We start from the raw sequence: 24,140 nt of genomic DNA, 5'->3' as shown, positions 1-24,140 counted from the left end.
CCGGCACTTATTGCAACATAGAGGTTATTGCGAACGGATCGCAATAAGAACTCCGGGGTATCACTCCTCGCCTTCGAGATCCCCCTCCGTCTCCAGGTACACCTGCCGCAGTTCCTCCAGGACCGCCGGATCCGGCTTCTCCCACATGCCGCGCGACTCCGCCTCCAGCAGCCGCTCGGCGATGCCGTGCAGGGCCCAGGGGTTGGCCTGCTGGAGGAACTCGCGGTTGGTCGGGTCGAGGACGTAGGTCTCGGTGAGCTTGTCGTACATCCAGTCGGCGATCACGCCCGTCGTGGCGTCGTAGCCGAACAAGTAGTCCACGGTGGCGGCGAGTTCGAAGGCGCCCTTGTAGCCGTGGCGGCGCATCGCCTCGATCCACTTGGGGTTGACGACGCGAGCGCGGAAGACCCGGGACGTCTCCTCGACGAGAGTGCGGGTGCGCACCGTCTCGGGGCGGGTGGAGTCGCCGATGTACGCCTCGGGGGCCGTGCCGCGCAGGGCGCGGACGGTGGCCACCATGCCGCCGTGGTACTGGAAGTAGTCGTCGGAGTCGGCGATGTCGTGCTCGCGGGTGTCCGTGTTCTTCGCGGCCACCTCGATGCGCTTGTACGCCGTCTCCATTTCGTCGCGGGCCGGGCGGCCGTCGAGGTCACGGCCGTAGGCGTAGCCGCCCCAGACCGTGTAGACCTCGGCGAGGTCGGCGTCGGTGCGCCAGTCGCGGGAGTCGATGAGCTGGAGCAGGCCGGCGCCGTAGGTGCCGGGACGGGAGCCGAAGATGCGGGTGGTGGCACGGCGTTCGTCGCCGTGGTCCGCCAGGTCGGCCTGGGTGTGGGCGCGCACGAAGTTGGCGTCGGCCGGTTCGTCGAGGGACGCGGCCAGGCGTACGGCGTCGTCCAGCAGGCCGATGGTGTGCGGGAAGGCGTCGCGGAAGAAGCCCGAGATGCGCAGGGTGACGTCGATGCGGGGGCGGCCCAACTCCTCGTAGGGGATGGGCTCCAGGCCGGTCACTCGGCGGGAGGCGTCGTCCCAGACCGGGCGGATGCCGAGCAGGGCGAGGGCCTCGGCCACGTCGTCGCCCGCTGTGCGCATCGCGCTCGTGCCCCAGAGGGAGAGTCCGACCGACGTGGGCCAGCCGCCGTTGTCGGCGCGGTAGCGCTCCAGCAAGGACTCCGCGAGGGCCTGGCCGGTCTCCCAGGCCAGGCGGGACGGGACCGCCTTGGGGTCGACGGAGTAGAAGTTGCGGCCGGTCGGCAGGACGTTGACCAGGCCGCGGAGAGGGGAGCCGGAGGGGCCGGCCGGGACGAAGCCGCCGCCCAGGGCGTGGACCGTGTGGTCGAGTTCCGCAGTGGTCGCGGCGAGGCGCGGGACGACCTCGCGGGCCGCGAACTCCAGGATGGCGGCGACCTGTTCGCCCCGGTCGGTAGGGACGGCGGCCGGGTCCCAGCGCGCGTCCTCCATCGCCTGGACCAGGGCGCGGGCCTGTTCCTCGGTCGCGTCGGCCGCCGCGCGGCCCGGCGCCGACTCGTCGAGGCCGAGGGCCTCGCGCAGGCCGGGCAGGGCCGTGGCGCCGCCCCAGATCTGGCGGGCCCGGAGGATGGCGAGGACCAGGTTGACCCGGTCGGCGTCGGCGGGCGGGTTGCCGAGGATGTGGAGGCCGTCGCGGATCTGGGCGTCCTTGACCTCGCAGAGCCAGCCGTCGACGTGGAGGAGGAAGTCGTCGAAGCCGTCGTCCTCCGGGCGGTCGTCGAGGCCGAGGTCGTGGTCGAGCTTGGCGGCCTGGATGAGGGTCCAGATCTGGGCGCGGATCGCGGGGAGCTTCGCCGGGTCCATGGATGCGATCTGGGCGTACTCGTCGAGGAGTTGCTCCAGGCGCGCGATGTCGCCGTAGGAGTCGGCGCGGGCCATCGGCGGGACCAGGTGGTCGACGAGGGTGGCGTGGACTCGGCGCTTGGCCTGGGTGCCTTCGCCGGGGTCGTTGACCAGGAAGGGGTAGACGAGCGGGAGGTCGCCGAGGGCTGCGTCGGGGCCGCAGGCGGCGGACAGGCCCGCGTTCTTGCCGGGCAGCCACTCCAGGTTGCCGTGCTTGCCGAGGTGGATCATCGCGTCGGCGCCGAAGCCGCCGTCTTCGTGGGCGGCCGAGATCCAGCGGTAGGCCGCCAAGTAGTGGTGCGAGGGCGGTAGATCGGGGTCGTGGTAGATGGCGATGGGGTTCTCGCCGAAGCCGCGCGGGGGCTGGATGAGGATCAGCAGGTTGCCGAAGCGGAGGGCCGCGAGGACGATGTCGCCGTCCTTGTTGCGGCTGCGGTCGACGAACATCTCGCCGGGTGCCGGGCCCCAGTGCTCCTCGACGGCGGTACGGAGTTCCTTGGGCAGGGTGGCGTACCAGCGGCGGTAGTCCGCCGCCGGGATACGGACCGGGTTGCGGGCCAGCTGCTCCTCGGTGAGCCAGTCCTGGTCGTGGCCGCCCGCCTCGATGAGCGCGCGGATCAGCTCGTCGCCGTCGCCGGAGGCAAGGCCCGGGATGTCCTCGGCGGGCCCGAAGTCGTAGCCCTCGTCGAGGAGTCGGCGCAGGAGTGCGACCGCGCTCGCGGGCGTGTCGAGGCCGACCGCGTTGCCGATGCGGGAGTGCTTGGTGGGGTAGGCGGACAGGACGAGGGCCAGGCGCTTGTCGGAGGCCGGGATATGCCCAAGTCGCGCGTGGTGTAAGGCGATTCCGGCGACGCGGGCCGCGCGCTCCGGGTCGGCGACGTAGGCCGGAAGGCCGTCCTCGTCGATCTCTTTGAAGGAGAACGGCACGGTGATCAGGCGGCCGTCGAACTCGGGGACGGCGATCTGGCTGGCGGCGTCCAGCGGGGAGACGCCCTCGTCGCTCTCCTCCCAGGCGGTCCGCGAACCGGTCAGGCACAGGGCCTGGAGGATCGGCACGTCGAGGCGGGTGAGGGCGCCCGCGTCCCAGGACTCGTCGTCGCCGCCGGCGGATGCCTCGGCGGGCCGGGTGCCGCCCGCCGCGAGGACGGTGGTCACGATGGCGTCGGCGGAGCGCAGTTCGTCGATCAGCTCCGGCTCGGGGGCGCGGAGGGACGCCACGTACAGGGGCAGGGCACGGGCGCCCGCCTCCTCGATCGCGTCGCACAGGGAGCCGACGAAGGCGGTGTTCCCGCTCATGTGGTGGGCGCGGTAGTAGAGCACGGCGACCGTCGGGCCGGTGGTGTGCCTCGGCTGCCGGTCCAGTGGGCCCCAGGTGGGAGCGGGCGCGGGCGGGTCGAAGCCGTGGCCGGTGAGGAGGACCGTGTCGGAGAGGAAGCGCGCGAGCTGGTCGAGGTTGGCGGGGCCGCCGTGCGCAAGGTAGGCGTGGGCCTCGGCGGCGATGCCGATCGGGACCGTGGAGGCGGCCATCAGCTGGGCGTCGGGGGCCTGTTCGCCGGTGAGGACGACGACCGGGAGGCCGCTCGCGGTCAGGTGGTCGAGGCCGTCCTGCCAGGCACGGACACCGCCCAGGAGGCGTACGACGACCAGGTCGACGCCGTCGAGCAGGGCCGGGAGGTCGTCGAGCGGCAGCCGGGACGGGTTGGCGAAGCGGTAGGTCACCGGGCCGTTCGCGGAGCGGGCGCTGAGCAGGTCGGTGTCGGACGTCGACAGGAGCAGGAGCATGCGGCGTCGGCCTTCCTCGGGGTGTCCGCGCCCCGGGCGGTGTCGGACGGCGGGAGTTCCTGACTCGCCCGACCCCTGCGGGGTGGGCTCACAGTGGCGGGACCGCGCCGGATTCGCACCGGGCTTCCTCCCCTGTCGCCGTCGTGGCGATGGCGGACCGGATGATCCACCGAGGAGCATAGTAAGGGTCTCAGAGGGAGTGCGGGGCATACGTTCCGTGTGATGGTCGGTATGCTCGCCGCCATGCCCACCGCCCCCGCCGGATCTCCGCGCCCTGACGCGCCGCGTCGACGGCAGCGCGACGACGCCTGCCCCGGAGCGTTGCGTCTGCACACTGCGGATGATGGTGCGCTTGCCCGGGTGCGGATTCCGGGCGGTGTGCTCACGACCCGGCAGGCACTGGCCCTGGGGGACGCGGCCCGACGGCTCGGTGACGGAGACGTCCACCTCACCTCCCGCGGCAACGTACAGCTGCGAGGGCTGGACGCGAGTAGTGGTCTGGAGCTGGCCGAGCTGCTCGACGCGGCGGGACTGCTCCCTTCCCGGCGTCACGAGCGCGTCCGCAACATCGTCGCCTCGCCGCTGTCCGGCCTCGATGGACACGGGCACCTGGACGTGCGGCCATGGCTGCGCGCCCTGGACGAGATGCTGTGCGGTAGCGAAGAAGCGACCGCCCTGTCGGGCAGGTTCCTGTTCGCCCTCGACGACGGGCGGGGGGACGTGGCCGCGCTGGGCGCCGACATCACACTGCGGGCCGCGGCAGCCGATCGTTCATGGGTGTCGATCGGCCCGGAAACGCTCACTGTCACCGCCGACGACGCGCCAGGCGCCGCGTTGCTGGCCGCCGAGGCGTTCGTCACGGCGAGCGGAGGCGGTGCCTGGCGGATGCCAGAACTGCCCGGGGGCGCTGAGGGGTTGGCGCGAGAGGTCGTACGGCAGCTGCCGACAGCCACACGATCTGCGGAGGCTCCTCCCCGCATCTGTACTTCAGGTCCCACGCCCGGCGTCGTCACCGGCCCCGGCGGCAGGGAGTCCCTCTCCGTCCTGGCGCCGCTGGGCAGGCTCACCGGCGAGCAGTCGGAGATCCTCGCCCGGCTCGGCGACGAGCTGCGGCTCACTCCGTGGCGAGGTGTCGTCCTGCCGGGCGTATCCGCCGGGGAGTTGCCTGAACTGGAGGCCATGGGCCTGGTCACCGGACCGACCTCACCCTGGCTCGGCGTGGGTGCCTGCGTCGGCCGGCCCGGCTGTGCCAAGTCGCTGGCGGATGTCCGTACGGACGCGGCGGCGGCCCTCGAAGGCTCCGGTGCGAACAAGCTGCCCGTGTACTGGTCCGGCTGCGACCGCCGTTGCGGTCGACCGCGTGGCGATCACGTGGACGTGGTCGCGCGCACGGACGGCTATCAGGTCGCTGTCGTGCGCGACGGACGATCGCTCGCCACCACCAGGGCGCACCACCCCTCAGAACTCGCCGCCACCGTGGCGGCGGCACGCACGCACAACCAGTAGGAGCACGGTGTTCGAGTACGAGAAGGACGGCGCGGCCATCTACCGCCAGTCCTTTGCCACCATCCGCGCCGAGGCGGACCTCGCGGGGCTGCCCGCTGACGTCAGCCAGGTCGCGGTCCGGATGATCCACGCCTGCGGGATGGTCGACCTCGTTCGCGACCTCTCCTACACCCCGGACGTGGTGGCCCGGGCCCGCGAGGCCCTGCGCGCCGGTGCGCCCATCTTCACCGACGTGCAGATGGTGGCCAGCGGCGTGACCCGCAAGCGCCTGCCGGCGGGCAACGACGTGCTCTGCACGCTCTCCGACCCGGCCGTGCCGGCACTCGCCGCGAAGCTGGGCACCACCCGCAGCGCCGCCGCCATGGAGCTGTGGCGGGACCGGTTGGAGGGCTCGGTGGTCGCCGTCGGCAACGCGCCTACCGCCCTCTTCCGCCTCCTGGAGATGATCGAGGAGGGCGCGCCCCGGCCCGCCGCCGTCATCGGCGTCCCGGTCGGCTTCGTCGGCGCCGCCGAGTCCAAGGACGCCCTGGCCGCACACCCGTCGGGCCTGGAGCACATCGTCGTACGCGGCCGTCGCGGGGGCAGTGCCATGGCCGCGGCCGCGCTCAACGCGATCGCGAGTGAGGAAGAGTGAGCGGGAACCAGACCACCACGGGGCGGCTGTACGGCGTCGGGCTCGGCCCCGGCGATCCGTCACTGATGACCGTACGGGCGGTCGAGGTGATCGGCGAGGCGGATGTGGTCGCGTTTCACAGCGCCCGTCACGGCCGCTCCATCGCCCGCTCGATCGCGGCGAAGCACATCCGCGCCGATCACATCGAGGAGCCGCTGGTCTACCCGGTGACGACCGGGACCACGGACCACCCCGGCGGCTACCAGGGCGCCATGGAGGAGTTCTACGCCGAGGCGGCGGCCCGGCTCGCCGCGCACCTCGACGCGGGCCGCACGGTCGCGGTCCTCGCGGAGGGCGATCCGCTCTTCTACGGCTCCTACATGCACATGCACAAGCGGCTCGCCGACCGCTACGACACCGAGGTCATCCCCGGTGTCACCTCCGTGTCCGCCGCGGCGGCCCGCCTCGGCACCCCGCTCGCCGAGGGCGAGGAGGTGCTCACCATCCTGCCTGGCACGCTTCCCGAGGAGGAGCTGACCGCACGGCTCGCCTCGACGGACGTGGCCGTGGTGATGAAGCTCGGGCGGACCTTCGCCAAGGTGCGCCGTGCACTGGAGAGTTCGCGTCGGCTGGGCGAGGCCCGGTACGTGGAGCGGGCCACGATGGCGGGTGAGCGTACCGCCCACCTGGCCGATGTGGAAGCGGAGTCGGTGCCGTACTTCTCGGTGGCCGTGCTGCCGAGCCGGGTCGACGCTGAGCGGTCCGCAGCCAGGGAACGGGGTGAGGTCGTCGTGGTCGGGACCGGGCCCGCCGGTCCGCTGTGGCTGACGCCCGAGACACGGGGTTCGCTGGCCGCCGCGGACGACCTGGTCGGCTACGCCACCTACTTGGACCGGGTGCCCGTACGGCCCGGCCAGGTCCGGCACGGCTCGGACAACCGGGTGGAGTCGGAACGCGCCGAGTTCGCCCTCGACCTGGCCCGGCGCGGGCGGCAGGTCGCCGTCGTCTCCGGTGGGGATCCGGGCATCTTCGCGATGGCCACAGCCGTCCTGGAGGTCGCCGCCCAACCCGAGTACCTGGACGTCCCGGTGCGGGTACTGCCTGGCGTGACTGCCGCCAACGCCGCCGCGGCACGGGCGGGCGCGCCCCTGGGTCACGACTACGCCACCATCTCCCTCTCCGACCGGCTCAAGCCCTGGGAGGTCATCGCCGAGCGGCTGCGCGCGGCTGCCTCGGCGGATCTGGTGCTCGCTCTCTACAACCCCGGTTCCCGCAGCCGCACTTGGCAGGTGGGCAAGGCCCGTGAGCTGCTGCTGGAGCACCGGGCGCCGGACACCCGGGTCGTGGTCGCGCGGGACGTCGGAGGTTCCGGCGAGCGGGTCCGCATCGTGCGGCTGGCCGACCTGGATCCGGCCGAGGTCGACATGCGCACAGTGCTGCTGGTCGGCTCGTCGCAGACGCAGGTCGTAAGGCGTGGGGACGGCGAGGAGATCGTCTGGACGCCGCGTCGCTATCCGGAGGTATGAGCCTGGGCGGCGCCGCCTTCCGGGGCGGCGCCGCGACGGGCTGCAGCTACTCGGCGCCTTGTTCGGCGGGGGTCGCCTGAGCGAGGCCCGCCGTCCACTTCTCCTCGATCCGGCCGAACTTCCACACCAGCAGGGCGACCGCCCAAGTGGCGAAGAACAGGCCGACGATGACGTAGCCGATGATGTTGAGGTCGAGGCCGGAGACCCAGTCCCAGAACGGGCCGTGCAGATCGGCCTTCTCGGCGACCAGGCCCAGCAGTTCGACCGTGCCGATGATCAAGGCGACAGCGACGGACAGACCGGTGATCGTGAGGTTGTAGTAGACCTTGCGGACCGGCTTGGAGAACGCCCAGCCGTACGCGAAGTTCATGAACGAGCCGTCGATCGTGTCCAGCAGCGACATGCCGGCGGCGAAGAGGATCGGCAGGCACAGGATCGCGTACCAGGGCAGGCCCGAGGCCGCGCCCGAACCGGCCAGCACCAGCAGCGCGATCTCCGTGGCCGTGTCGAAGCCGAGGCCGAAAAGGACGCCCAGGGGGTACATCTGCCACGGCTTGGTGATCGACTTCATCAGGCGGCCGAGCAGGCGGTTCATGAAGCCGCGGTTGTTGAGCTGCTCCTCCAGGGCCGCCTCGTCGAAGTGACCTTCCCGCATCTGCCGGAAGACCTTCCAAATACCGACCATGATCAGCAGGTTGATGATCGCGATGACATAGAGGAAGGTCCCGGAGACGGTCGTACCGATCCATCCGGTGACGCTGTGGAGTTCGGAGTCGTCGTTCTCGACCGGTCCCGCCAGTTCCTTCACACCGAGGGAGAGCAGGAAGGCGAGCGCGAAGACGATGGAGGAGTGGCCGAGGGAGAACCAGAAGCCGACGGACAACGGGCGCTGGCCCTCGTTCATCAGCTTCCGGGTGGTGTTGTCGATCGCGGCGATGTGGTCGGCGTCGAAGGCGTGCCGCATGCCCAGCGTGTAGGCGGTGACGCCGATGCCGATACCGAAGGTCTTGGTGCCCAGGCTGTAGTGCTCGGGCGCGACGATCGCGACCAGCGTGAACCAGCCGATGACATGCAGGGCCAGGATGAAGGCGGCCATCCCGCCGACACTGGCCCACTCCTTGCGGGTCATCGACGTGCGTATGCGGTGCCACGAGAAACCGCGCCCGCCGGCTGGGGAGTCCGGGCGAGCGGAAGCGGAATCGGGAGCGGTGGTCATGGGGACGTGGGCCTTACTTCTCGGCGAGCGGCTGTTTTCAGCCGCGCCTTCCAGGTTTCTGCGACAAGGTTGCAACTACAAGCCACCCGCGGTAAAGCCCAGGCCAGGTTTCAGTCTGCGCGAGGGAAAACATGCAGGTCGAGACCCTCATCGACCCAGCGGGCCGCCTGCCCCGGGTCCGGCACGACCGGAACGCTCTCGGGAACCGGTGGCCTGCGGACCACGACGACCGGCAGCCCGGCCTCGCGGGCCGCGGTGAGCTTCGGCGCGGTGGCGGCGCCTCCGCTGTCCTTCGTCACGACGACGTCGATGCGGTGGCGGCGCAGCAGCTCGCGCTCTCCGTCGAGGGTGAAGGGGCCGCGGTCGAGCAGCACCTCCATCTGGAGCGGGTGCGGGGGTCCGGGTGCGTGGACGGATCGTACGAGGAACCAGAGATCGGCGAGGTCCGCGAAGGCGGCCAGGCCCATCCGTCCGGTGGTCAGGAAGACGCGCCGGCCGAGCGCGGGCAGCAGCCGCGCGGCCTCGTCGAGGGAGCCCGCGTCGTGCCAGCGGTCACCCTGGACGGGGGCCCAGCCGGGGCGGCGCAGCGCCAGCAGGGGAACATGGGCGGTGGCAGCCGCCTGCGCGGCGTTGAAACTGATCGTGCCGGCGAAGGGATGGGTGGCGTCGATGAGCGCAGCCACCCCGTGCTCGCGCAGCCACGCGGTCAGCCCTTCCACGCCGCCGAAGCCGCCGACGCGGACCTCGCCCGGCGGCAGCCGGGGACTGGCCACCCGCCCGGCGAGGGAGCTGGTCAGCCGCAGTCCGGGCGTGCCGTGCAGCAGCTCGGCGAGGCGGCGGGCCTCCGTGGTGCCACCGAGGATCAGTACGTGCATGGGAGTCCGGGTCCGTTCATGAACAGCATCGACGAGCGAGCGGGCGGCGAGGCGAAGGGCGGCCGCAGCGCCCAACTCAAGCACACCGGTCTACGGCCCGGCTGGACCACCGGTGCCTGTGCGACGGCGGCCACGACCGCGGCGTACACCGCGCTGCTGACCGGCGGTTTTCCCGACCCGGTGACGATCACACTGCCCAAGGGACAGACGCCGTCGTTCGCGCTGGCGGCCGAGAAGCTGGCCGACGGACAGGCCATGGCGGGTGTGGTCAAGGACGCGGGCGACGACCCGGACGTCACGCACGGCGCGCTGGTCCGGACCACGGTACGGCGGCTCCCGGCCGGAGCGGGCGTGGTCTTCAAGGCCGGTCCGGGGGTCGGGACGATCACCCGCCCCGGGCTGCCGCTGCCCGTCGGCGAACCCGCCGTCAACCCGGTCCCCCGCCGCATGATGCAGGACCACATCGCCGAGGTCGCCGCCCGCCACGGCGGCACCGGAGACGTCGAGATCACCGTCTCCGTCGACCACGGCGAGGAGATCGCCCGCTCCACCTGGAATCCGCGCCTGGGCATCCTCGGCGGACTGTCCATCCTCGGCACGACGGGCATCGTGGTGCCGTACTCGTGCTCGGCGTGGATCGACTCGATCCGGCGAGGCGTGGACGTGGCCCGGGCGGCCGGGCGTACGCATATCGCCGGGTGCACGGGGTCGACGTCGGAGAAGACGGTCGTCGCCGAGTACCAGCTGCCCGAGGACGCCCTGCTCGACATGGGCGACTTCGCGGGGGCGGTCTTGAAGTACGTCCGCCGCCACCCGGTGGACCGCCTGACCATCTGCGGCGGCTTCGCCAAGCTCTCCAAGCTCGCCGCCGGCCACCTCGACCTGCACTCCGGCCGCTCGCAGGTCGACAAGGGCTTCCTCGCCGAACTGGCGCGGCGAGGCGGCGCGGACGCGGCACTGGCCGCCGAGGTGGCCACCGCCAACACCGGGCTCGCCGCACTCCAGTTGTGCAGGGCAGCCGGGGTTCCGCTCGGCGATCTGGTGGCAGTGGCGGCCCGTGACGAGGCGCTGGCCGTGCTGCGCGGAGCGCCGGTCGCGGTCGACGTGATCTGCATCGACCGGGCGGGGACGGTGGTGGGGCGCAGCGCGACGGCGTAACTCCGAGTGCCGCTCAGCCGACGCTGAACCAGGTGAACCAGAGGTCCGGGCGTGCCCAGGTAACCTTCGGCGGCTTCGGACGTACCGTCCCCACCCGCTCGGCGCCCCCAGCGCGCCCGAACCCCACGGATGCCTCAGCAGACATGGCGTTCCCGCTCCGGCGAGTACAGGTGACTGTCCCCGAACTGCTCCGCCCCCAGCGTCCGCCCCACCATGATTACTGCCGTGCGCAGCACCCCGGCCTCCTTCACCTTGCCGGCGATCTCGTCGAGCGTGCCGCGGATGATCAGCTCGTCCGGGCGGGATGCGTAGGCGACGACGGCGGTCGGGCAGTCGGCGCCGTAGTGCGGGAGGAGTTCGTCGACCACGCGGTCCACGTACTTGGCGGCGAGGTGCAGCACGATCAGCGCGCCGCTGCGGCCGAGGGTTGCGAGGTCCTCGCCCTCGGGCATGGCGGTCGCGCGGTTGGCGACGCGGGTCAGGATCACCGTCTGACCGACGGTCGGCACGGTCAACTCCCGCTTCAGGGAAGCAGCCGCGGCGGCGAAGGCGGGCACCCCGGGGACGACCTCGTACGGCACTCCGGCCGCGTCCAGCCGCCGCATCTGCTCGGCGATCGCGCTGAACACGGACGGGTCGCCGGAGTGCAGCCGGGCGATGTCGTGGCCTTCCTCGTGCGCGCGGATCAACTCGGCGGTGATCTCGTCCAGGTTGAGCTGCGCGGTGTCCACCAGGCGCGCGTCGGCCGGGCATTCGGCGAGCAGTTCGCGCGGCACCAGGCTGCCCGCGTACAGACAGACCTGGCAGTCGGCGAGCGTACGGGCGCCACGCACCGTGATCAGGTCGGCGGCACCGGGACCGGCTCCGATGAAGTACACGGTCATCTGTCTGCTCCTGGAAGGGGGTTGAGGGTTTTCTGTACGGCCCACTGCGTTACCGGCATCGCCTGCCGCCACCCGGTGAAACCGCCCACGGGCACGGCGTGTGCCACCGCCAGCTTCACCAACTCGCCGCCGTGGCGCCGGTAGGCGTCGACGAGCAGCGCCTCGGACTCCAGCGTCACGGTGTTGGCGACCAGGCGACCGCCGACGGGGAGCGCATCCCAGCAGGCGTCGAGAAGGCCGGGCACGGTGAGCCCGCCGCCGACGAACACCGCGTCGGGCGGCGGGAGTTCGGCCAGGACGGCGGGTGCGGCACCGGTGACGACCCGCAGTCCTGGCACGCCGAGGCGGTCGGCGTTGCGGGTGATGCGCTCGGCCCGTACGGAGTCGCGCTCGACGGTGACCGCCCGGCACGACGGGTGCGTGCGCATCCACTCGATCGCGATCGAACCCGACCCGCCGCCGATGTCCCACAGCAGCTCGCCCGGTTCCGGCCCGAGCGCACCGAGCGTGGCGGCGCGGACGTGCCGCTTGGTGAGCTGTCCGTCGTGCTCGTACGCCCCGTCGGGGAGGCCCGGGACCGCGCCGAGCCGCAGGGCGTCCGGGGCACGGCGGCACTCGACGGCGACGATGTCGAGGGGGTCGCCGGGCGGGTGCGTCCCGGGCCAGTCGTCGGCGGTGGTCTCGTCGGTCGTGCGTTCCTTCGCGCCCCCGAGCTGCTCCAGGACCCGCATCCGGCTCGGCCCGAACCCCCGGTCCCGCAGCAGCGCGGCGACTTCACCGGGCGTGGTGGCGTCCGCGCTGAGCACGAGGAGCCGCCGGCCGTGGTGCAGGACGGCGGCGACGCGAGCAACAGGCCGGCCGACGAGCGTGACGACCTCGATGTCCTTCAGGCACCAGCCGAGTCGGGCGGCGGCATAGGAGACGGAGGAGGGGTGCGGTAGGACGTGCAGGGCGTCGGCTTCCTCGGCGAGGGCGCGTCCAATGCCGTAGTACATCGGGTCTCCGCTGGCCAGGATGGCGATCGTGCGCCCGGCGTGGGCCGCGAGCAGGCCGGGAACGGCAGGCCGGAGCGGCGACGGCCAGGCGATCCGCTCACCCATGCACTCCGAGGGCAGCAGGTCCAACTGGCGCAAGCCACCGATCAGGACCTCGGCGTCGCGCAACGCGGTGCGGGAGGTGCCCGGGAGCCCCTCCCAGCCGTCGGCTCCGATCCCGACGACGGTGACGGCGTGGGGCGGTCCTGGTCGTGCGGGGGTCACTGCTCGGTACCTCGGGATTCAGGGCGGCTGTCGGGGCAACGGGGGCGCACTCTACTGGGCGGTGGCCTGCACATTCACGCTCGGGTACACACCAGCCCCCTCCTTATTGCACACTACTTGCAATAGCTTAGATAGTGCAGGAACTGTCAGAGAGGGGTGGGCATGAGCTCTCCGATCGTGCTGGGCATCGAGTCGTCGTGCGACGAGACCGGTGCCGGGCTCGTCCAGGACGGACGGCTGCTCGGCCACGTCGTGGCGTCGAGCATGGACGAGCACGCCCGCTACGGCGGTGTCGTGCCGGAGATCGCCGCCCGTGCGCACGTGCACGCCCTGCGCCCGGTGATCCGGCAGGCACTGGACGAGGCCGGACTCACCCTTTCCGACATCGGCGCGGTCGCCGTCACCACCGGACCGGGCCTGTCCGGCGCGCTCCAGGTGGGCCTCGCCGGGGCGAAGGGAATCGCCTACGCCCTCGGCGTCCCGCTCTACGGCGTCCACCACCTCGCCGGCCACGTCGCCGCCGACACCCTGGAACACGGCCCCGTCCCCGACCCCTGCATGGTGCTGATCGTCTCCGGCGGCCACACCTCGCTCCTCCTCGTGCGCGACCTCGCCCGCGAGCCGATCCGCCACCTCGGCGACACCCTCGACGACGCCGCAGGCGAGTGCTTCGACAAGGTCGCGCGGGTCTTCGGGCTGCCGTATCCCGGCGGCCCGGCCATCGACCGGGCGGCGCGCGCGGGAAATTCGCGCGCTGTCCCCTTTCCCCGCCCGCTGCCGGGCTCGTACGACTTCTCCTTCTCGGGCCTGAAGACGGCCGCGGCCCGCTGGGCGGAAGGGCACGCGGGCCGTGAGCTGCCGGTCGCCGACGGGGCCGCTTCCCTCCAGGAGGCCGTCGCGGACGTACTGACCCGCAAGGCTGTGGCCGCCTGCCGCGAGCACGGCGTCGGCACGCTGGTCGTGGTCGGCGGGGTCGCCGCGAACTCCCGAGTGCGGTCGCTGGCCGAGGAGCGCTGCCGGGCAGCCGGGATCCAACTGCGCGTACCACCGCTCAAGTTGTGCACGGACAACGGCGCGATGATCGCCGCCGTCGGCGACCTGCTGGTCCGCGCCGGGGCGGAGCCCGCACCCCTGGACGTGTCGATCGACCCGTCGGCACCGCTGGAGTACGCGGCACTGCACCCCGTCGCGGCAGCACGGGCGGTGGCGGCCTGATGGACATCCAGATCCTCAAGGACGACAGCCTGCTCGCCCACACCTCCGCCCTGCACTCCGTGTACGTCGACGCGTTCTGCGCCCCGCCCTGGAACGAGGACGAGGAGAAGGCGGTCGAGTTCGTGGGACGGCTTCCGGTGAACACCCGGCGTCCCGGTTTCCTCGCCGCGGTCGCCTTCGAGGGCTCCGAGGTCGTTGGGTTCGCGACCGCGTGGACCACTCTCGCGCCCTTCCCCACGGACCGCTGCTATCCGCAGGCAACGGCGGGGCTGGGCGACGAACGGACCGTGGAGTGGCTGTGCGGGGCCCGCGAGATCGACGAACTGGCCGTTCGCCCCGACGTCCGGGGCACCGGCCTCGCCGGCGACCTGCTGGAAGCAGTCACGCAGGACGCCCCCGAGGGCCGTTCCTGGCTGCTCACCTCCGTCCAGTCGCCCCGGGCCATGTCCTTCTACCGGCGCCAGGGCTGGATCCAGGCAACGCACCCGTCCCCCGACGGCAAGGGCATCGCCGTCTTCCTCGACCCTCGCCACCCGGCCAGAGCCCTCGCTCCCGAACCGCTGTGAGTATCCGGCGCCCCGCCGGCGGATCCGCGTCCGATCGGGGGAATGCGGACCGGCGCCCTCTCCCCGCACCCGCCGTAAGGGGAGAAAAAGGATCATGACGGTTACCGCACAGATCGACAGCACCCGCCCGGTGACGACGCTCGTCAACGTCTTCACCGTCTCCCCCGACCGCCGGACCGAGCTCATCGGCCTACTCGCACGTGCCACCGAGGAGACCATGAAGCACCAACCAGGCTTCATCTGCGCCAACTTCCACGCCTTGCAGGACGGCGAGCGCGTCATCAACTACGCCCAGTGGGAATCCGAGGAGCACTACCGCGCGATGCTCACCAACCCCGAGGCCCGCGTCCACATGGACCAGGCGGCGACCATCGCGACCGACGTACAGCCGCGGCTGTTCCGGGTGCGCTCCACGCACGGCAAGGGCGCGCAGTGACCGATCCGCTCATAGGCGAGGGCGACCGGACGGACCGGCATGCCGACTTCGGTCGCCTGATCCGCGACGAGGCCGCGGACACCGTGATCTGCCATGTGTGCGGGCGGGCCTTCCGCTCACTGGGAGCACATGTGCGCGTGCACGACATGACCGCGGCGGAGTACCGGCAGGAGTTCGGACTACTGCGCAGCCGGGCCCTGAGCGCACGATCCTTCGCCCAGCAGCAGTCCCGCTCCCGCCGCGCCGCATACCGGGACTCGGAGGAGACCCGGGCACGGTTCGCGGCGGGCCGGGCGATGGCCCGTACCGGCGAGCTGAACCGCAGACGCTGGAACGGCGCCGGCGAGCGGGCGGAGACGGACGAGCTTCGGCGGCTGCGTCTGGAGAGCCTCAGTGCCGGCCGCCGTAGCCAAGCCCGGGACGCGGACGCCCGGTTGGCGGCCGCGTTGCGGGCCGGAGGCTTCGCGGACCTCGAACAGGCGCTGCGGACCGTGTATGTCGACCGCCAGAGCAGCGTCGAGGAAACGGCACGCATCCTCGACGTCGGCAAGGGCAGACTGCGGCGGCTGCTGGAGGAGCACGGCTTCGCGATCCGACCGTCCGGACAGAACTCCGACATCGGGCGGCACGCGCGTGTGCTGCTCAACAACCGGGCAGCAGCCGAGCGCGTGGGTGCCCAGGACATTACGGTGTGGCTGCGTGAGCGCGCTGCCGAGGGGGCCAGGCTGCGGGAACTGGCGGCGGACACCGGCCGCAGCATCACGTGGGTGGCGGCCCGGATCGGCCCGAGGTGAGCCTTCCGACCATGTGTGGGCCGCCCAGGCGACGGCCGTCATGGTCGCGAACACCACCACGTTGTTGGGGTAGTAGTGCCGGTCCGCGTCGAACTCCCCACCACAGGTGACCAGTCGCAGCCCGGCGTAGTCGAGGTTCTTGTACACCTCCAGGGTGGGGAACTCCTTCTTCGCGTACTCCTCGACGCGGTCCGCCGTGAAGGTGGGTGGGCCATGCCCGACGGCACACACTCGAGCGCCGTCGGGCATGGGGCGGACCACGCTCAGGACAGCAGATTGAGGACGTGGTTCGGAGCATTCGTCGGCGAATTCCGGGGCGGGCGCGGGAACTCGGGCGCTCGCTCGTACGACGTGTGTGAGGACAGCGGCCGAACTCCGGTCGCCTGCGGGGTGCCGCGGCGGGTCGTCGACCGGCCGCGGCCCGTCCCGCACGGATGCCGGTGCCCAGTGCGCCGCCTACTCACCGCGAGGTGCCGTTCGATGTCCATCGACTCCGAAGCGCCCGACCTTCCCCGACCGGAAGGGACGGCCGGCGAGAAACCCGAGTCCGAAGCCACCGCGACCGCGACAGCCGCACCCCCGACCACCGGGCAATCGGCCACTGCGCCGGTCCGGCGGCCGCAGGGCTTCGGCGCGATGCTGGCGCGGCTGCACTTCTACGCCGGCGTCTTCGTGGCGCCGTTCCTGGTCGTCGCGGCCGTGACCGGACTGCTCTACACGTTCACACCGCAGCTGGACTCGCTCGTCTACGGCAAGGAACTCACCGTCGCCCACGTTGGTGACACCGCTCTCCCGGTGTCCGCGCAGGTGAGCGCCGCACGTGCCGAGCATCCCACGGGCACACTGACCGCCGTACGCCCGGGCAGCGGTGATCACACCACCCAGGTGGACTTCTCCTTGCCCTCACTCGGCGACAACGCCCACACGGTGTACGTGGATCCGTACACCGGCAAGGTCAGAGGCCAGCTGACCACCTACTTCACCTCGACGCCTCTCACGACCTGGCTGGACGTCCTGCACCGCGACCTCCATCTGGGAACGGTCGGCAACCTGTACTCGGAGATCGCCGCGAGCTGGCTGTGGGTGCTGGTGCTCGGCGGACTGGTCCTGTGGTGGCGGCGTAGGCGCGGCACCCGGACCGCCCGGCGCCTGCTGTTGCCCGACCGGACCGCGAAGAAGGGCGGCGTGCTGCGCACCCGCAGCTGGCACGCCGCGACCGGCGTGTGGATCGCCCTCGGTCTGCTGTTCCTCTCCGCGACCGGCCTGACCTGGTCCACCTACGCCGGAGAGCACTTCAGCAAGGCCCTGCACTCGATGAGCTCCAGCACGCCCTACGTGGACACCTCCCTGCCCGGCGCGAACGCCTCGAAGGCCGACACCAAGAAGAGCGCCGACCCGGGCGACATCGACGGCGTGCTGAAGGCCGCCCGCGCCGACGGTCTGGACGGCCCCGTGTCGATCGGCGTACCGGCGGACGGCGCCACCGCGTGGACCGTGTCACAGACCCGCAACCTCTGGCCGGTCGGACGCGACAGCGTCGCGGTCGACGCCTCGACCGACAGCGTGGTCCACCGTGTGAATTTCGCCGACTGGCCCGTCCTGGCCAAACTGACCACGTGGGGCATCCAGGCCCACATGGGCCTCCTGTTCGGCCTCGCCAACCAGCTCGTGCTCGCCGCCCTGGCCATCGGCCTGATCTGCGTGATCTTCTGGGGCTACCGCATGTGGTGGCAGCGCCGCCCCACCCGCGCCGACCGCCGCGCCCGGTTCGGCACCCCGCCCGCCCGCGGCGCCTGGCGCGGGATGCCGTCCTCGACTCTCGCCGTGGGCATCGTGGTGGTCGCCGCGATCGGCTGGGCGATCCCGCTGTTCGGCATACCCCTAGCCGTGTTCCTGGCCGCCGACATCGTCATCGGCGCCATACGTCGTCGCCGTACGACCACGACGCCACCGGCCCCGTCCGCCACGGGTGGCTGACCGGCAACCCGGCGGGTCGGCCACTCCGAGGTGCCGGCCCGCCCACGACGGACTCGCCGGCGGGGCTGTGCGTCGGTTCGGCGGGCCGATGGTGGCAGGTCCGCCGGGTGGCGTACCCGGTGGCCTGCTCCGGCTCCGCGCCGGGCCGCCCTTCGGCGGACGCGATCGGCCACCGCCTGTGACAGGGCCTCCCGTCGTGGACGCCCGTCACACCAGCAGGACGAACATGACGGCCATCCCCAGTGCCATGGCGGCATGGCACCCCGAGGCCAGCACCCCGGCGGTGCTCACGTCGCCTCTCCTGTTGTCTCTCCCGTTGTCCTCGTTCGCCGCTTCCACGCCGCCCTCCGGCAGGCCCCGTCCCCGCGCCTGGTCGAGCGTGCGAGTCAGCCAGACAAGGCCGATCACTGCCAGCCCGGCGGCGAGCAGCGCCGCCGCCGTCCTGGGCCCGGTCCCGGTCAGGCTCATGGCGGCGAGCCCGGAGCCGCCGGACATGTCCATTCCCGGCATGTCACCGCCCGAACCGGCCCCGGCGTGGCCGGACATCGAGCCGGACACGTCCATCGCCGCCACCATCCAGGCCATCGCCCCCATCATCACGGCGTGCGGGAGAGCACGGCGCAGGGTCCTGCCCCGGGAATCCTCGCCGCGGCGCAGCGGAGCCGCCGTCACGAACCACAGCGCGCCCGCCCCGAACAGCACGATCTGGGGAACGGCCGGGAAGTCCATGCCCCACGGCCAGGCCATGGCGATCATGAACACGCCCATCGCCGCGTGCAGCGCGTGGTCCACCCGTGCGGCGATGTTCGTGCCAGGCAGGACCATGCACCAGATCCCGTGCACGCTGGACAGGGCGAACGCCAGAGTCAGAATCCAGCGCAGTCCGCTTGCGGCAATCACGAGGCCATCCCGGCTCCATGGCGCCAGCGACGCCGACGGTCGGATACACCGTCAGACCGTGGCATCTGCCCCGGCCGACGGCTGCAACAGAAGTCGTGGCGGCACCGGCGCGAGTTCCCGGCCCGCACTGTGAGCGCCATCACCTCCGCGCCGTGTCCGATGAGCGCATCGCCGGATGGATCCGTACGTATCCATGACCAGGAACCGCAACCCGGAGACAACGTGGCGCGACGGCAGCTGAACAGCGGGACGCTTACGGTTCGTTCGCTCCTGGTGGTGGTCGCCGTCCTTGCCGGCGCCGTTCTCCAGGGTGCGGCCCCCGCCTCGGCGCATGCGGTGCTGACCGGCAGTACTCCGGGCGAGAACAGCGTGCTGAAGAGCGCGCCGAAGCAGGTCACGGTGACCTTCGACGAATCGGTAGCACTTGTCGACGACTCCCTGCGGGTCCTCGATCCCGACAACCGCCCGGTGTCGGCGGGCAGTCCGCGGCATGCCGGCGGGCGGGGCAACACCGACAGCGTGCCGCTGGCGAGCGGGCTGAAGCAGGGCACGTACACCGTGTCCTGGCGGGTGGTGTCCGCGGACAGCCACGCCGTGTCCGGTGCCTTCACCTTCTCCGTCGGCAAGCCGTCGGCCACCCGGGCCACGGCCGCTCCCCCACCGGCCGTCGATCCCGCCGTCGGCGCGCTGTACGGCATCGGCCGCTACGTCGCCTACGCCGGCCTCGCGCTGCTGATCGGCCTCGCCGTGTTCGTCCTGGCGTGCTGGCCCTCGTCCACGGCCGTGCGGGTGGTACGGCGCTGGTTCGTGGTCGGCTGGTGGGCGCTGTCCCTGTCCACGGTCGGGCTGTTGCTGTTGCGCGGTCCCTACGACAGCGGCGGCGGGCCGGGCGGGATGCTCGACCCGGCGCTGCTGCGGGACGCGGCCACCGGCCGGCCCGGCATCGCGCTGCTGGCCCGGCTGTTCCTGCTCGCCGTGGTGGGCGTCGCGCTGCGCGGCCGGCCGCCGGAGTCGAGGCCGTCGCGGCAACTGGTGGCGGCCGGCGGGGTGTTCGCGCTCGCCCTGGCCGCGACCTGGGCGGCGGCCGAGCACGCCGCCGCCGGCATCCAGGTGCCCCTGGCCATGGTCTCCGCCGTACTGCATCTGCTCGCCATGGCGGTGTGGCTGGGCGGCCTGACGGCTCTGCTGCTCGCGCTGTTCCGGGCGCCGGACGACCAGCCCCTGCCGCCCGCCGCCGTCGCCCGCTTCTCCCGTATCGCGCTGGCCTCGGTGGCCGTGCTGGCCGCCACCGGCGTCTACCAGTCCTGGCGCGGGCTCGGCTCCTGGGACGCGTTCACCACGACCTACGGCAGGATCCTCGTCTTCAAGATCTGGGCCGTGCTGGTGATGCTGGCGGCGGCGGCGTACTCCCGGCGCTGGACGGGCCGGCTGCTGCAAGTGCCGGACGAGGAACGGGTATTGGTGGCGGCGGGCCACGGCGGGAATCCTCCCGCCGACCCCAGGGTGGACCGGGACGGCAAGGAGGACCGGAACGGCGAGGAGGGTCCCGCGCACGAGTCCCCCCGGCGCGGGCTGCGCCGCTCCGTGCTGGGCGAGGTCGCGGTCGGCGTGGTCGTCCTCCTCCTCACGACCGTGCTGACGGGCACGGAGACGGGCCGGGCCGCCGAGACCGCGTCGGCCACCTCGACGGCCGGACGGCCCGAGGTCTCCCTGACCCTGATCCCGTACGACACCGGCAGGAAGACGCTCTCCGGGCGCGGCAAGGTGCAGATCACCCTGCAGCCGGGCCGGGTCGGCCGGAACGTGGTGGAGGCACTCGTCTACGGCGCCGACGGCAGCCCCGTCGGCGTCCCCGAACTGCGGCTGACCTTCACCCTCGCCGACCAGCAGGTCGGCCCGCTGGACGCCCGGCTCAAGGACGAGCGCGGCTACTGGGGCAGCGACACCCTCGATCTCCCGATCGCGGGCACCTGGACGATGCGGGCCACGGTCCGCGTCTCCGAGATCGACCAGGTCACCGTGGAGAAGACGGTGACCGTCGACCCGTGAGCGTGAACACGGCCGCCCGGTCGTCCGTACGTTACGGCAACCAACATGAGCCCGGGGCAAGCCCGTTGACGTCAGGAAGTGGTCGGATGCCGCAGGGGTGCGGCCGTGGCCTCCCACGGCTGGCGCGGGCCGCGGTGTTCGCGGCCGTCTGTGTCGTCACCACCTCGCTGGGGCACGCGCTCATGTCCGGCGACACCCTGCCCTGGTGGGCGATCGCCTACGCCTTCGCCGGGACGGTCTCCGGCGCCTGGTGGCTGACCGACCGTGAGCGGGGTGCCGCCGCGGTCGTCGGCGCCACCGTCGTCGCCCAGGGGCTGCTGCATCTCTTCTTCGACCTCGCCCACCGACTGACCCATGCGCCGAACGAGGCGCTCTCCCCGAACGGCATGGTGATGCAGCATGCCGGTTCGACGGGGATGCCGTCCCATTCGATGCGGGAGCCCTCCGGATCACCTCTGCCGTCCGTCCTGACTCAGCACTCCATGGCCGGAATGGTTCTGGTCCATCTGCTCGCCGCCGTGGTGTGCGGGCTGTGGCTGTGGCGGGGCGAGGCGGCGACGCACAGGATCGGCGGGGCGCTGACGGCCGTGGTGTTCGCGCCGCTGCGCTGGGTCTGCCGGGTGCTGTTCCACGCCGTGACCGAGACCGGGACACCGTCCTGCGGACCGGCCTTCGGCGCCGGGGAGCATCACCGGCCCACACCCGTCTCCCTGAGATACGCGGTCGTACGCCGAGGACCGCCGTCGAGCCGTGTCGGCACTCAGCCGCCCGTCTCCCGATCCACTGCTCGCCGTACGGCATTGACTCCGGCCTGATTCCGGAAGCTGCCCCGGCCGGGGGACAGGCGGAGGGCCGGCGTGTCCGTATGCGCGCCGGTCCGAATCCCCCACCCTCGACCGGGAGTTCCTTCACCATGTACGACCACAAGCACGACTACATGTACGAGCACGTGCACGACCACACGTCCCGCCCACGTCGTCTCCGCACCCGTCTCGTCGTCTGCTGTACCCCCGTGGCCGCCGCGGCGGTACTGCTCTCCGGATGCGGCGGCGACTCCTCCGACAACACCTCGCAGAAGGCAGCCGCCGCCTCCGCGTCGCCGTCCAAGGGCATGAGCGGCGGCATGTCCGACATGAACATGAACTACGGCGACCCGAAGGCCACGCCTGCCTACAAGCTGTCCGGTGCGTCCGTGGTGAAGGGCGCGTTCAAGCTGCTGGACACACGCCCGCCGGGCATGGACGACGTCAAAGGCACCGCCTGGCTGGCCCAGGGCTCCAAGGGCACCAAAGGCACCACGGTGACGGTGTCCCTGACCGGCCTGAAGCCGGGCCACCACTACATGGCCCACCTCCACGCCCAGCACTGCTCCGCCGCCGACGGCGGACAGCACTTCCAGTTCACCAAGGGCGGTCCGGCCAAGCCTCCGAACGAGGTGTGGCTGACCTTCACCGCCGACAAGTCCGGCATGGGAATGACGACCGTGGACAACCCGAAGAAGACCGGCAAGGGCGCGGTCGCCCTCGTCGTCCACCCCATGGAAGCGATGGACAACCGCATAGCATGCGCGGACTTCGACTTCTGAGGGCGTCGGCCGCCCTGCTGGGGTGTCTGGGCGTGCTGCTGCTGTCCGGCGGCACGCCCGCCTACGCCCACACTGCGCTGAACACCGCGACACCGGCGCCCGGTTCCAAGGTCGGCACCGGCACCAGCGTCGTCGAGTTGACCTTCGCCCGGCTACGGCCGGGCACCACCCCGAAGGTCGGCATCGTCGGCCCGGACGGGACCGAGGTGTCCGTCGGCCGACCCGTGGTGGCCGACGCCTCCGTCACCTGCGCCGCCGTCGGCCCACTTCCCGCCGGCGTCATCACGCTCACCTACACGATCACGGCCGCCGACGGCGACACGCAGACCAACGCGTTCCAGTTCGAGGCCGCCGACGACGCGAAGGCCGTGAGCGCGCCCGCCGCCTGCAAGGGCCTGAAGCTGACAGCACCGGTCGTCGACACGGGCGACACGATCATGGGGCTCGGCCGCACCACGGCACTGGCCGTCCTGGCGGCAGCCGCCGCCGTGGTCGTGGGCGGGTCGGTCATGGCCGTACGGAGGAAGCGCGGGCCGCGGCCCGCCGTGACCGGGGAGGAGGCCACCTGGTGAGAGGAGGACGCGCCGCGACCGGGTCACGTTCACCCGGTCCGGCCTGAGCCGCGGGCGCCGGTGGCGTGATGACGGGGGTCAGTGCGAATCCACTTGCCCGCGGCGGAACTCCGAGATCCGTTCGTCCGACTGTTGGAGGGACGGGGCAGGACTGAACACCGGCCCCGCCCCGTCCGTAGACCACCCAAAGCCCTACCCATGTCCAGGAGTTGTGCCATGGCCCAGAAGCACTACAGCGTCACCGGAATGACCTGCGAACACTGCGCGGCGAGCATCAGGGAAGAGGTCTCCGTCCTTCCCCTCACCGCCGCGGCCCGTCACCAGCAGGCCGCCGAGCACGACGGCCGCCGTTCCGCCCCGCACACGAGAACGCGTCGAGAGTCTCCAGGCTCCACCGGTACGCGGGGATCCTTCGCCGGCCGGTCCAGCAGCCGGGGCGAACACGCCCTGGTTCCCCGCCAGTTGGAGATCGGTGTGCCCGAGGGTGTCGGGGCGGTTGGCCGTCCCGACACCCCCGTATAGAAGGGCTCAGACCGCCGCCAGCGCAGCCGGCGCCTCTGCCTCGTCCAGCAGGTCCAGCAGGGTTGACCGGGCCCTGGCCACGCGGGAGCGGACCGTGCCGACCGGGCAGTCGCTGACCTCGGCCGCCTCCGCATACGGGAGGCCGACCAGCTGGGTGAGGACGAACGCCTCCCGGCGCTCGTCGGGCAGCGCGGCCAGCAGGTCCAGCAGCGCGACGCCGTCGTCGAAGCCGGGCAGGTCCCGGGGCTGGGCAAGTTCGACGGCCAACTGCCAGTCCGGTACGTCGGACAGCCGCGGCCGGGCGGCGGCGTACCGGTAGCTGTCGATCACCGCGCGGCGGGCGATGGACAGCAGCCAGGCCCGCGCCGAGGAACGCCCCTCGAAGCGATGCAGGCTGCCGAGCGCACGCAGGAACGTGTCCTGCGCGAGGTCGTCGACAGCCTGCGGATCGCCGCACAGATGGGCGACGTAACGCTGCACATCGCGCTGCAGAGCGTTGACGAACTGCTCGACGGCGTCCGGGTCACCGCTTCGGGCGGCCAGCGCCCAGGCGGTTATCGACTCGTCGACAGACGCCGATCCTCCCTTTCCATCCGTCTTGTTGTGCGCATCAGACAGGGCAGAGGTGATCACGTGGTGTCCTTCTCGGGATCCGTGACCGGACCGGGACGCGCGAGGGCGCGGTCGGTCCGGTGAGTGGGGAGACGGCCCTACGGCCCGAAGCGCGACGGCGTGATGACGCAATGCCGCGAAGTTAAGGATTGCCCGCGAGCGTCAAGGTGTCCGGAAGGATCAGTTTGTAGGTGTTGGGGGCGGTGCGGGTCAGCAGGCCGCGG

At 71.9% G+C, this 24,140-nt stretch carries 21 protein-coding genes and 1 riboswitch; of the genes, 14 read left to right on the top strand and 7 right to left on the bottom strand.

Translation table 11 applies throughout. The features are described 5' to 3' along the window. Positions 1 to 60: 60 nt before the first annotated feature. Positions 61 to 3,651, bottom strand: a complete 3,591-nt coding sequence (gene cobN / locus AB0N07_RS33205; protein ID WP_365841470.1) for a cobaltochelatase subunit CobN — start codon at positions 3,649 to 3,651, stop codon at positions 61 to 63. A 53-nt stretch (positions 3,652 to 3,704) separates the two neighbouring features. Then, a riboswitch (cobalamin riboswitch) is annotated at positions 3,705 to 3,781 on the bottom strand. 113 nt (positions 3,782 to 3,894) lie between these two features. Here cobN and cobG point away from each other — a divergent pair. Genes cobG through AB0N07_RS33190 form a run of 3 tightly spaced genes read left to right on the top strand, consistent with a single transcriptional unit; the run spans position 3,895 to position 7,296 of the window. Further along, positions 3,895 to 5,157, top strand: coding sequence for a precorrin-3B synthase (gene cobG / locus AB0N07_RS33200; protein WP_365841468.1), 1,263 nt, complete (start codon positions 3,895 to 3,897; stop codon positions 5,155 to 5,157). 7 nt (positions 5,158 to 5,164) lie between these two features. Further along, positions 5,165 to 5,791 (top strand): precorrin-8X methylmutase, encoded by a 627-nt coding sequence (locus tag AB0N07_RS33195; RefSeq protein WP_365841466.1) that lies wholly within the window; start codon positions 5,165 to 5,167, stop codon positions 5,789 to 5,791. Then, positions 5,788 to 7,296: a precorrin-2 C(20)-methyltransferase gene (locus tag AB0N07_RS33190; protein WP_365841464.1), complete on the top strand. Its 1,509-nt coding sequence runs from the start codon at positions 5,788 to 5,790 to the stop codon at positions 7,294 to 7,296. Before AB0N07_RS33195 ends, AB0N07_RS33190 begins: the two co-directional genes overlap by 4 nt. A gap of 46 nt (positions 7,297 to 7,342) precedes the next feature. Here AB0N07_RS33190 and AB0N07_RS33185 read toward each other — a convergent pair whose 3' ends face one another. Both AB0N07_RS33185 and AB0N07_RS33180 read right to left on the bottom strand, forming a co-directional pair. Next, positions 7,343 to 8,512, bottom strand: a complete 1,170-nt coding sequence (locus AB0N07_RS33185) for a HoxN/HupN/NixA family nickel/cobalt transporter (protein ID WP_365841462.1) — start codon at positions 8,510 to 8,512, stop codon at positions 7,343 to 7,345. A gap of 110 nt (positions 8,513 to 8,622) precedes the next feature. Further along, complete coding sequence (locus tag AB0N07_RS33180; RefSeq protein ID WP_365841460.1) at positions 8,623 to 9,387, bottom strand: cobalt-precorrin-6A reductase; 765 nt, start codon at positions 9,385 to 9,387, stop codon at positions 8,623 to 8,625. Between the two features lie 18 nt (positions 9,388 to 9,405). Between AB0N07_RS33180 and AB0N07_RS33175 the strand changes: the two genes are divergently transcribed. Continuing rightward, the gene (locus AB0N07_RS33175; protein ID WP_365841458.1) at positions 9,406 to 10,545 is read left to right on the top strand and encodes a cobalt-precorrin-5B (C(1))-methyltransferase; all 1,140 of its coding nucleotides are present in this window, start codon (positions 9,406 to 9,408) and stop codon (positions 10,543 to 10,545) included. 134 nt (positions 10,546 to 10,679) lie between these two features. Here AB0N07_RS33175 and cobM read toward each other — a convergent pair whose 3' ends face one another. Continuing rightward, positions 10,680 to 11,429, bottom strand: coding sequence for a precorrin-4 C(11)-methyltransferase (gene cobM, locus AB0N07_RS33170; RefSeq protein WP_365841456.1), 750 nt, complete (start codon positions 11,427 to 11,429; stop codon positions 10,680 to 10,682). After that, the gene (gene cbiE, locus AB0N07_RS33165; protein WP_365841454.1) at positions 11,426 to 12,688 is read right to left on the bottom strand and encodes a precorrin-6y C5,15-methyltransferase (decarboxylating) subunit CbiE; all 1,263 of its coding nucleotides are present in this window, start codon (positions 12,686 to 12,688) and stop codon (positions 11,426 to 11,428) included. The genes cobM and cbiE overlap by 4 nt, the downstream gene beginning before the upstream one ends. Positions 12,689 to 12,850: 162 nt before the next feature. Between cbiE and tsaD the strand changes: the two genes are divergently transcribed. The 5 genes from tsaD (at position 12,851) to AB0N07_RS33140 (ending at position 17,676) form a co-directional block, all read left to right on the top strand. After that, positions 12,851 to 13,903 carry a tRNA (adenosine(37)-N6)-threonylcarbamoyltransferase complex transferase subunit TsaD gene (gene tsaD, locus AB0N07_RS33160; RefSeq protein ID WP_365841452.1) on the top strand — a complete coding sequence of 351 codons (1,053 nt, stop codon included), beginning with the start codon at positions 12,851 to 12,853 and terminating at the stop codon, positions 13,901 to 13,903. Further along, the gene (locus AB0N07_RS33155) at positions 13,903 to 14,469 is read left to right on the top strand and encodes a GNAT family N-acetyltransferase (protein WP_365841450.1); all 567 of its coding nucleotides are present in this window, start codon (positions 13,903 to 13,905) and stop codon (positions 14,467 to 14,469) included. The genes tsaD and AB0N07_RS33155 overlap by 1 nt, the downstream gene beginning before the upstream one ends. A gap of 94 nt (positions 14,470 to 14,563) precedes the next feature. After that, positions 14,564 to 14,905: an antibiotic biosynthesis monooxygenase family protein gene (locus tag AB0N07_RS33150; RefSeq protein WP_365841448.1), complete on the top strand. Its 342-nt coding sequence runs from the start codon at positions 14,564 to 14,566 to the stop codon at positions 14,903 to 14,905. After that, positions 14,902 to 15,699, top strand: a complete 798-nt coding sequence (locus tag AB0N07_RS33145; RefSeq protein WP_365841445.1) for a MucR family transcriptional regulator — start codon at positions 14,902 to 14,904, stop codon at positions 15,697 to 15,699. The genes AB0N07_RS33150 and AB0N07_RS33145 overlap by 4 nt, the downstream gene beginning before the upstream one ends. A gap of 480 nt (positions 15,700 to 16,179) precedes the next feature. Further along, a complete protein-coding gene (locus AB0N07_RS33140) occupies positions 16,180 to 17,676 on the top strand; it encodes a PepSY domain-containing protein (RefSeq protein WP_365841443.1) in 1,497 nt (498 codons plus the stop codon). A gap of 207 nt (positions 17,677 to 17,883) precedes the next feature. On the opposite strand, the gene AB0N07_RS33135 is transcribed toward AB0N07_RS33140, so the two are convergent. Next, positions 17,884 to 18,576 carry a DUF5134 domain-containing protein gene (locus AB0N07_RS33135; RefSeq protein ID WP_365841441.1) on the bottom strand — a complete coding sequence of 231 codons (693 nt, stop codon included), beginning with the start codon at positions 18,574 to 18,576 and terminating at the stop codon, positions 17,884 to 17,886. A gap of 222 nt (positions 18,577 to 18,798) precedes the next feature. Here AB0N07_RS33135 and AB0N07_RS33130 point away from each other — a divergent pair, with 222 nt between their 5' ends. The 5 genes from AB0N07_RS33130 (at position 18,799) to AB0N07_RS33110 (ending at position 23,304) form a co-directional block, all read left to right on the top strand. Then, the gene (locus tag AB0N07_RS33130; protein WP_365841439.1) at positions 18,799 to 20,625 is read left to right on the top strand and encodes a copper resistance protein CopC; all 1,827 of its coding nucleotides are present in this window, start codon (positions 18,799 to 18,801) and stop codon (positions 20,623 to 20,625) included. A gap of 86 nt (positions 20,626 to 20,711) precedes the next feature. After that, positions 20,712 to 21,440, top strand: a complete 729-nt coding sequence (locus AB0N07_RS33125; protein WP_365841437.1) for a hypothetical protein — start codon at positions 20,712 to 20,714, stop codon at positions 21,438 to 21,440. 98 nt (positions 21,441 to 21,538) lie between these two features. Next, the gene (locus AB0N07_RS33120; RefSeq protein WP_365841435.1) at positions 21,539 to 22,210 is read left to right on the top strand and encodes a superoxide dismutase family protein; all 672 of its coding nucleotides are present in this window, start codon (positions 21,539 to 21,541) and stop codon (positions 22,208 to 22,210) included. Further along, entirely contained in the window at positions 22,189 to 22,782 is a 594-nt protein-coding gene (locus tag AB0N07_RS33115) for a copper resistance protein CopC (protein ID WP_365841433.1), read from the top strand. Before AB0N07_RS33120 ends, AB0N07_RS33115 begins: the two co-directional genes overlap by 22 nt. 216 nt (positions 22,783 to 22,998) lie before the next feature. Further along, a complete protein-coding gene (locus AB0N07_RS33110; RefSeq protein WP_365841431.1) occupies positions 22,999 to 23,304 on the top strand; it encodes a heavy-metal-associated domain-containing protein in 306 nt (101 codons plus the stop codon). Between the two features lie 6 nt (positions 23,305 to 23,310). Here the strand turns inward: AB0N07_RS33110 and AB0N07_RS33105 are convergent, their stop codons facing one another. Then, complete coding sequence (locus tag AB0N07_RS33105) at positions 23,311 to 23,937, bottom strand: sigma-70 family RNA polymerase sigma factor (RefSeq protein ID WP_365841429.1); 627 nt, start codon at positions 23,935 to 23,937, stop codon at positions 23,311 to 23,313. Between the last annotated feature and the right edge of the window lie 203 nt (positions 23,938 to 24,140).

The organism is Streptomyces sp. NPDC051172, from assembly GCF_040682555.1.
GTDB lineage: Bacteria > Actinomycetota > Actinomycetes > Streptomycetales > Streptomycetaceae > Streptomyces.
Note: the sequence above shows the minus strand (reverse complement) of the source record. Positions and strands in the feature narration are given on the sequence as shown.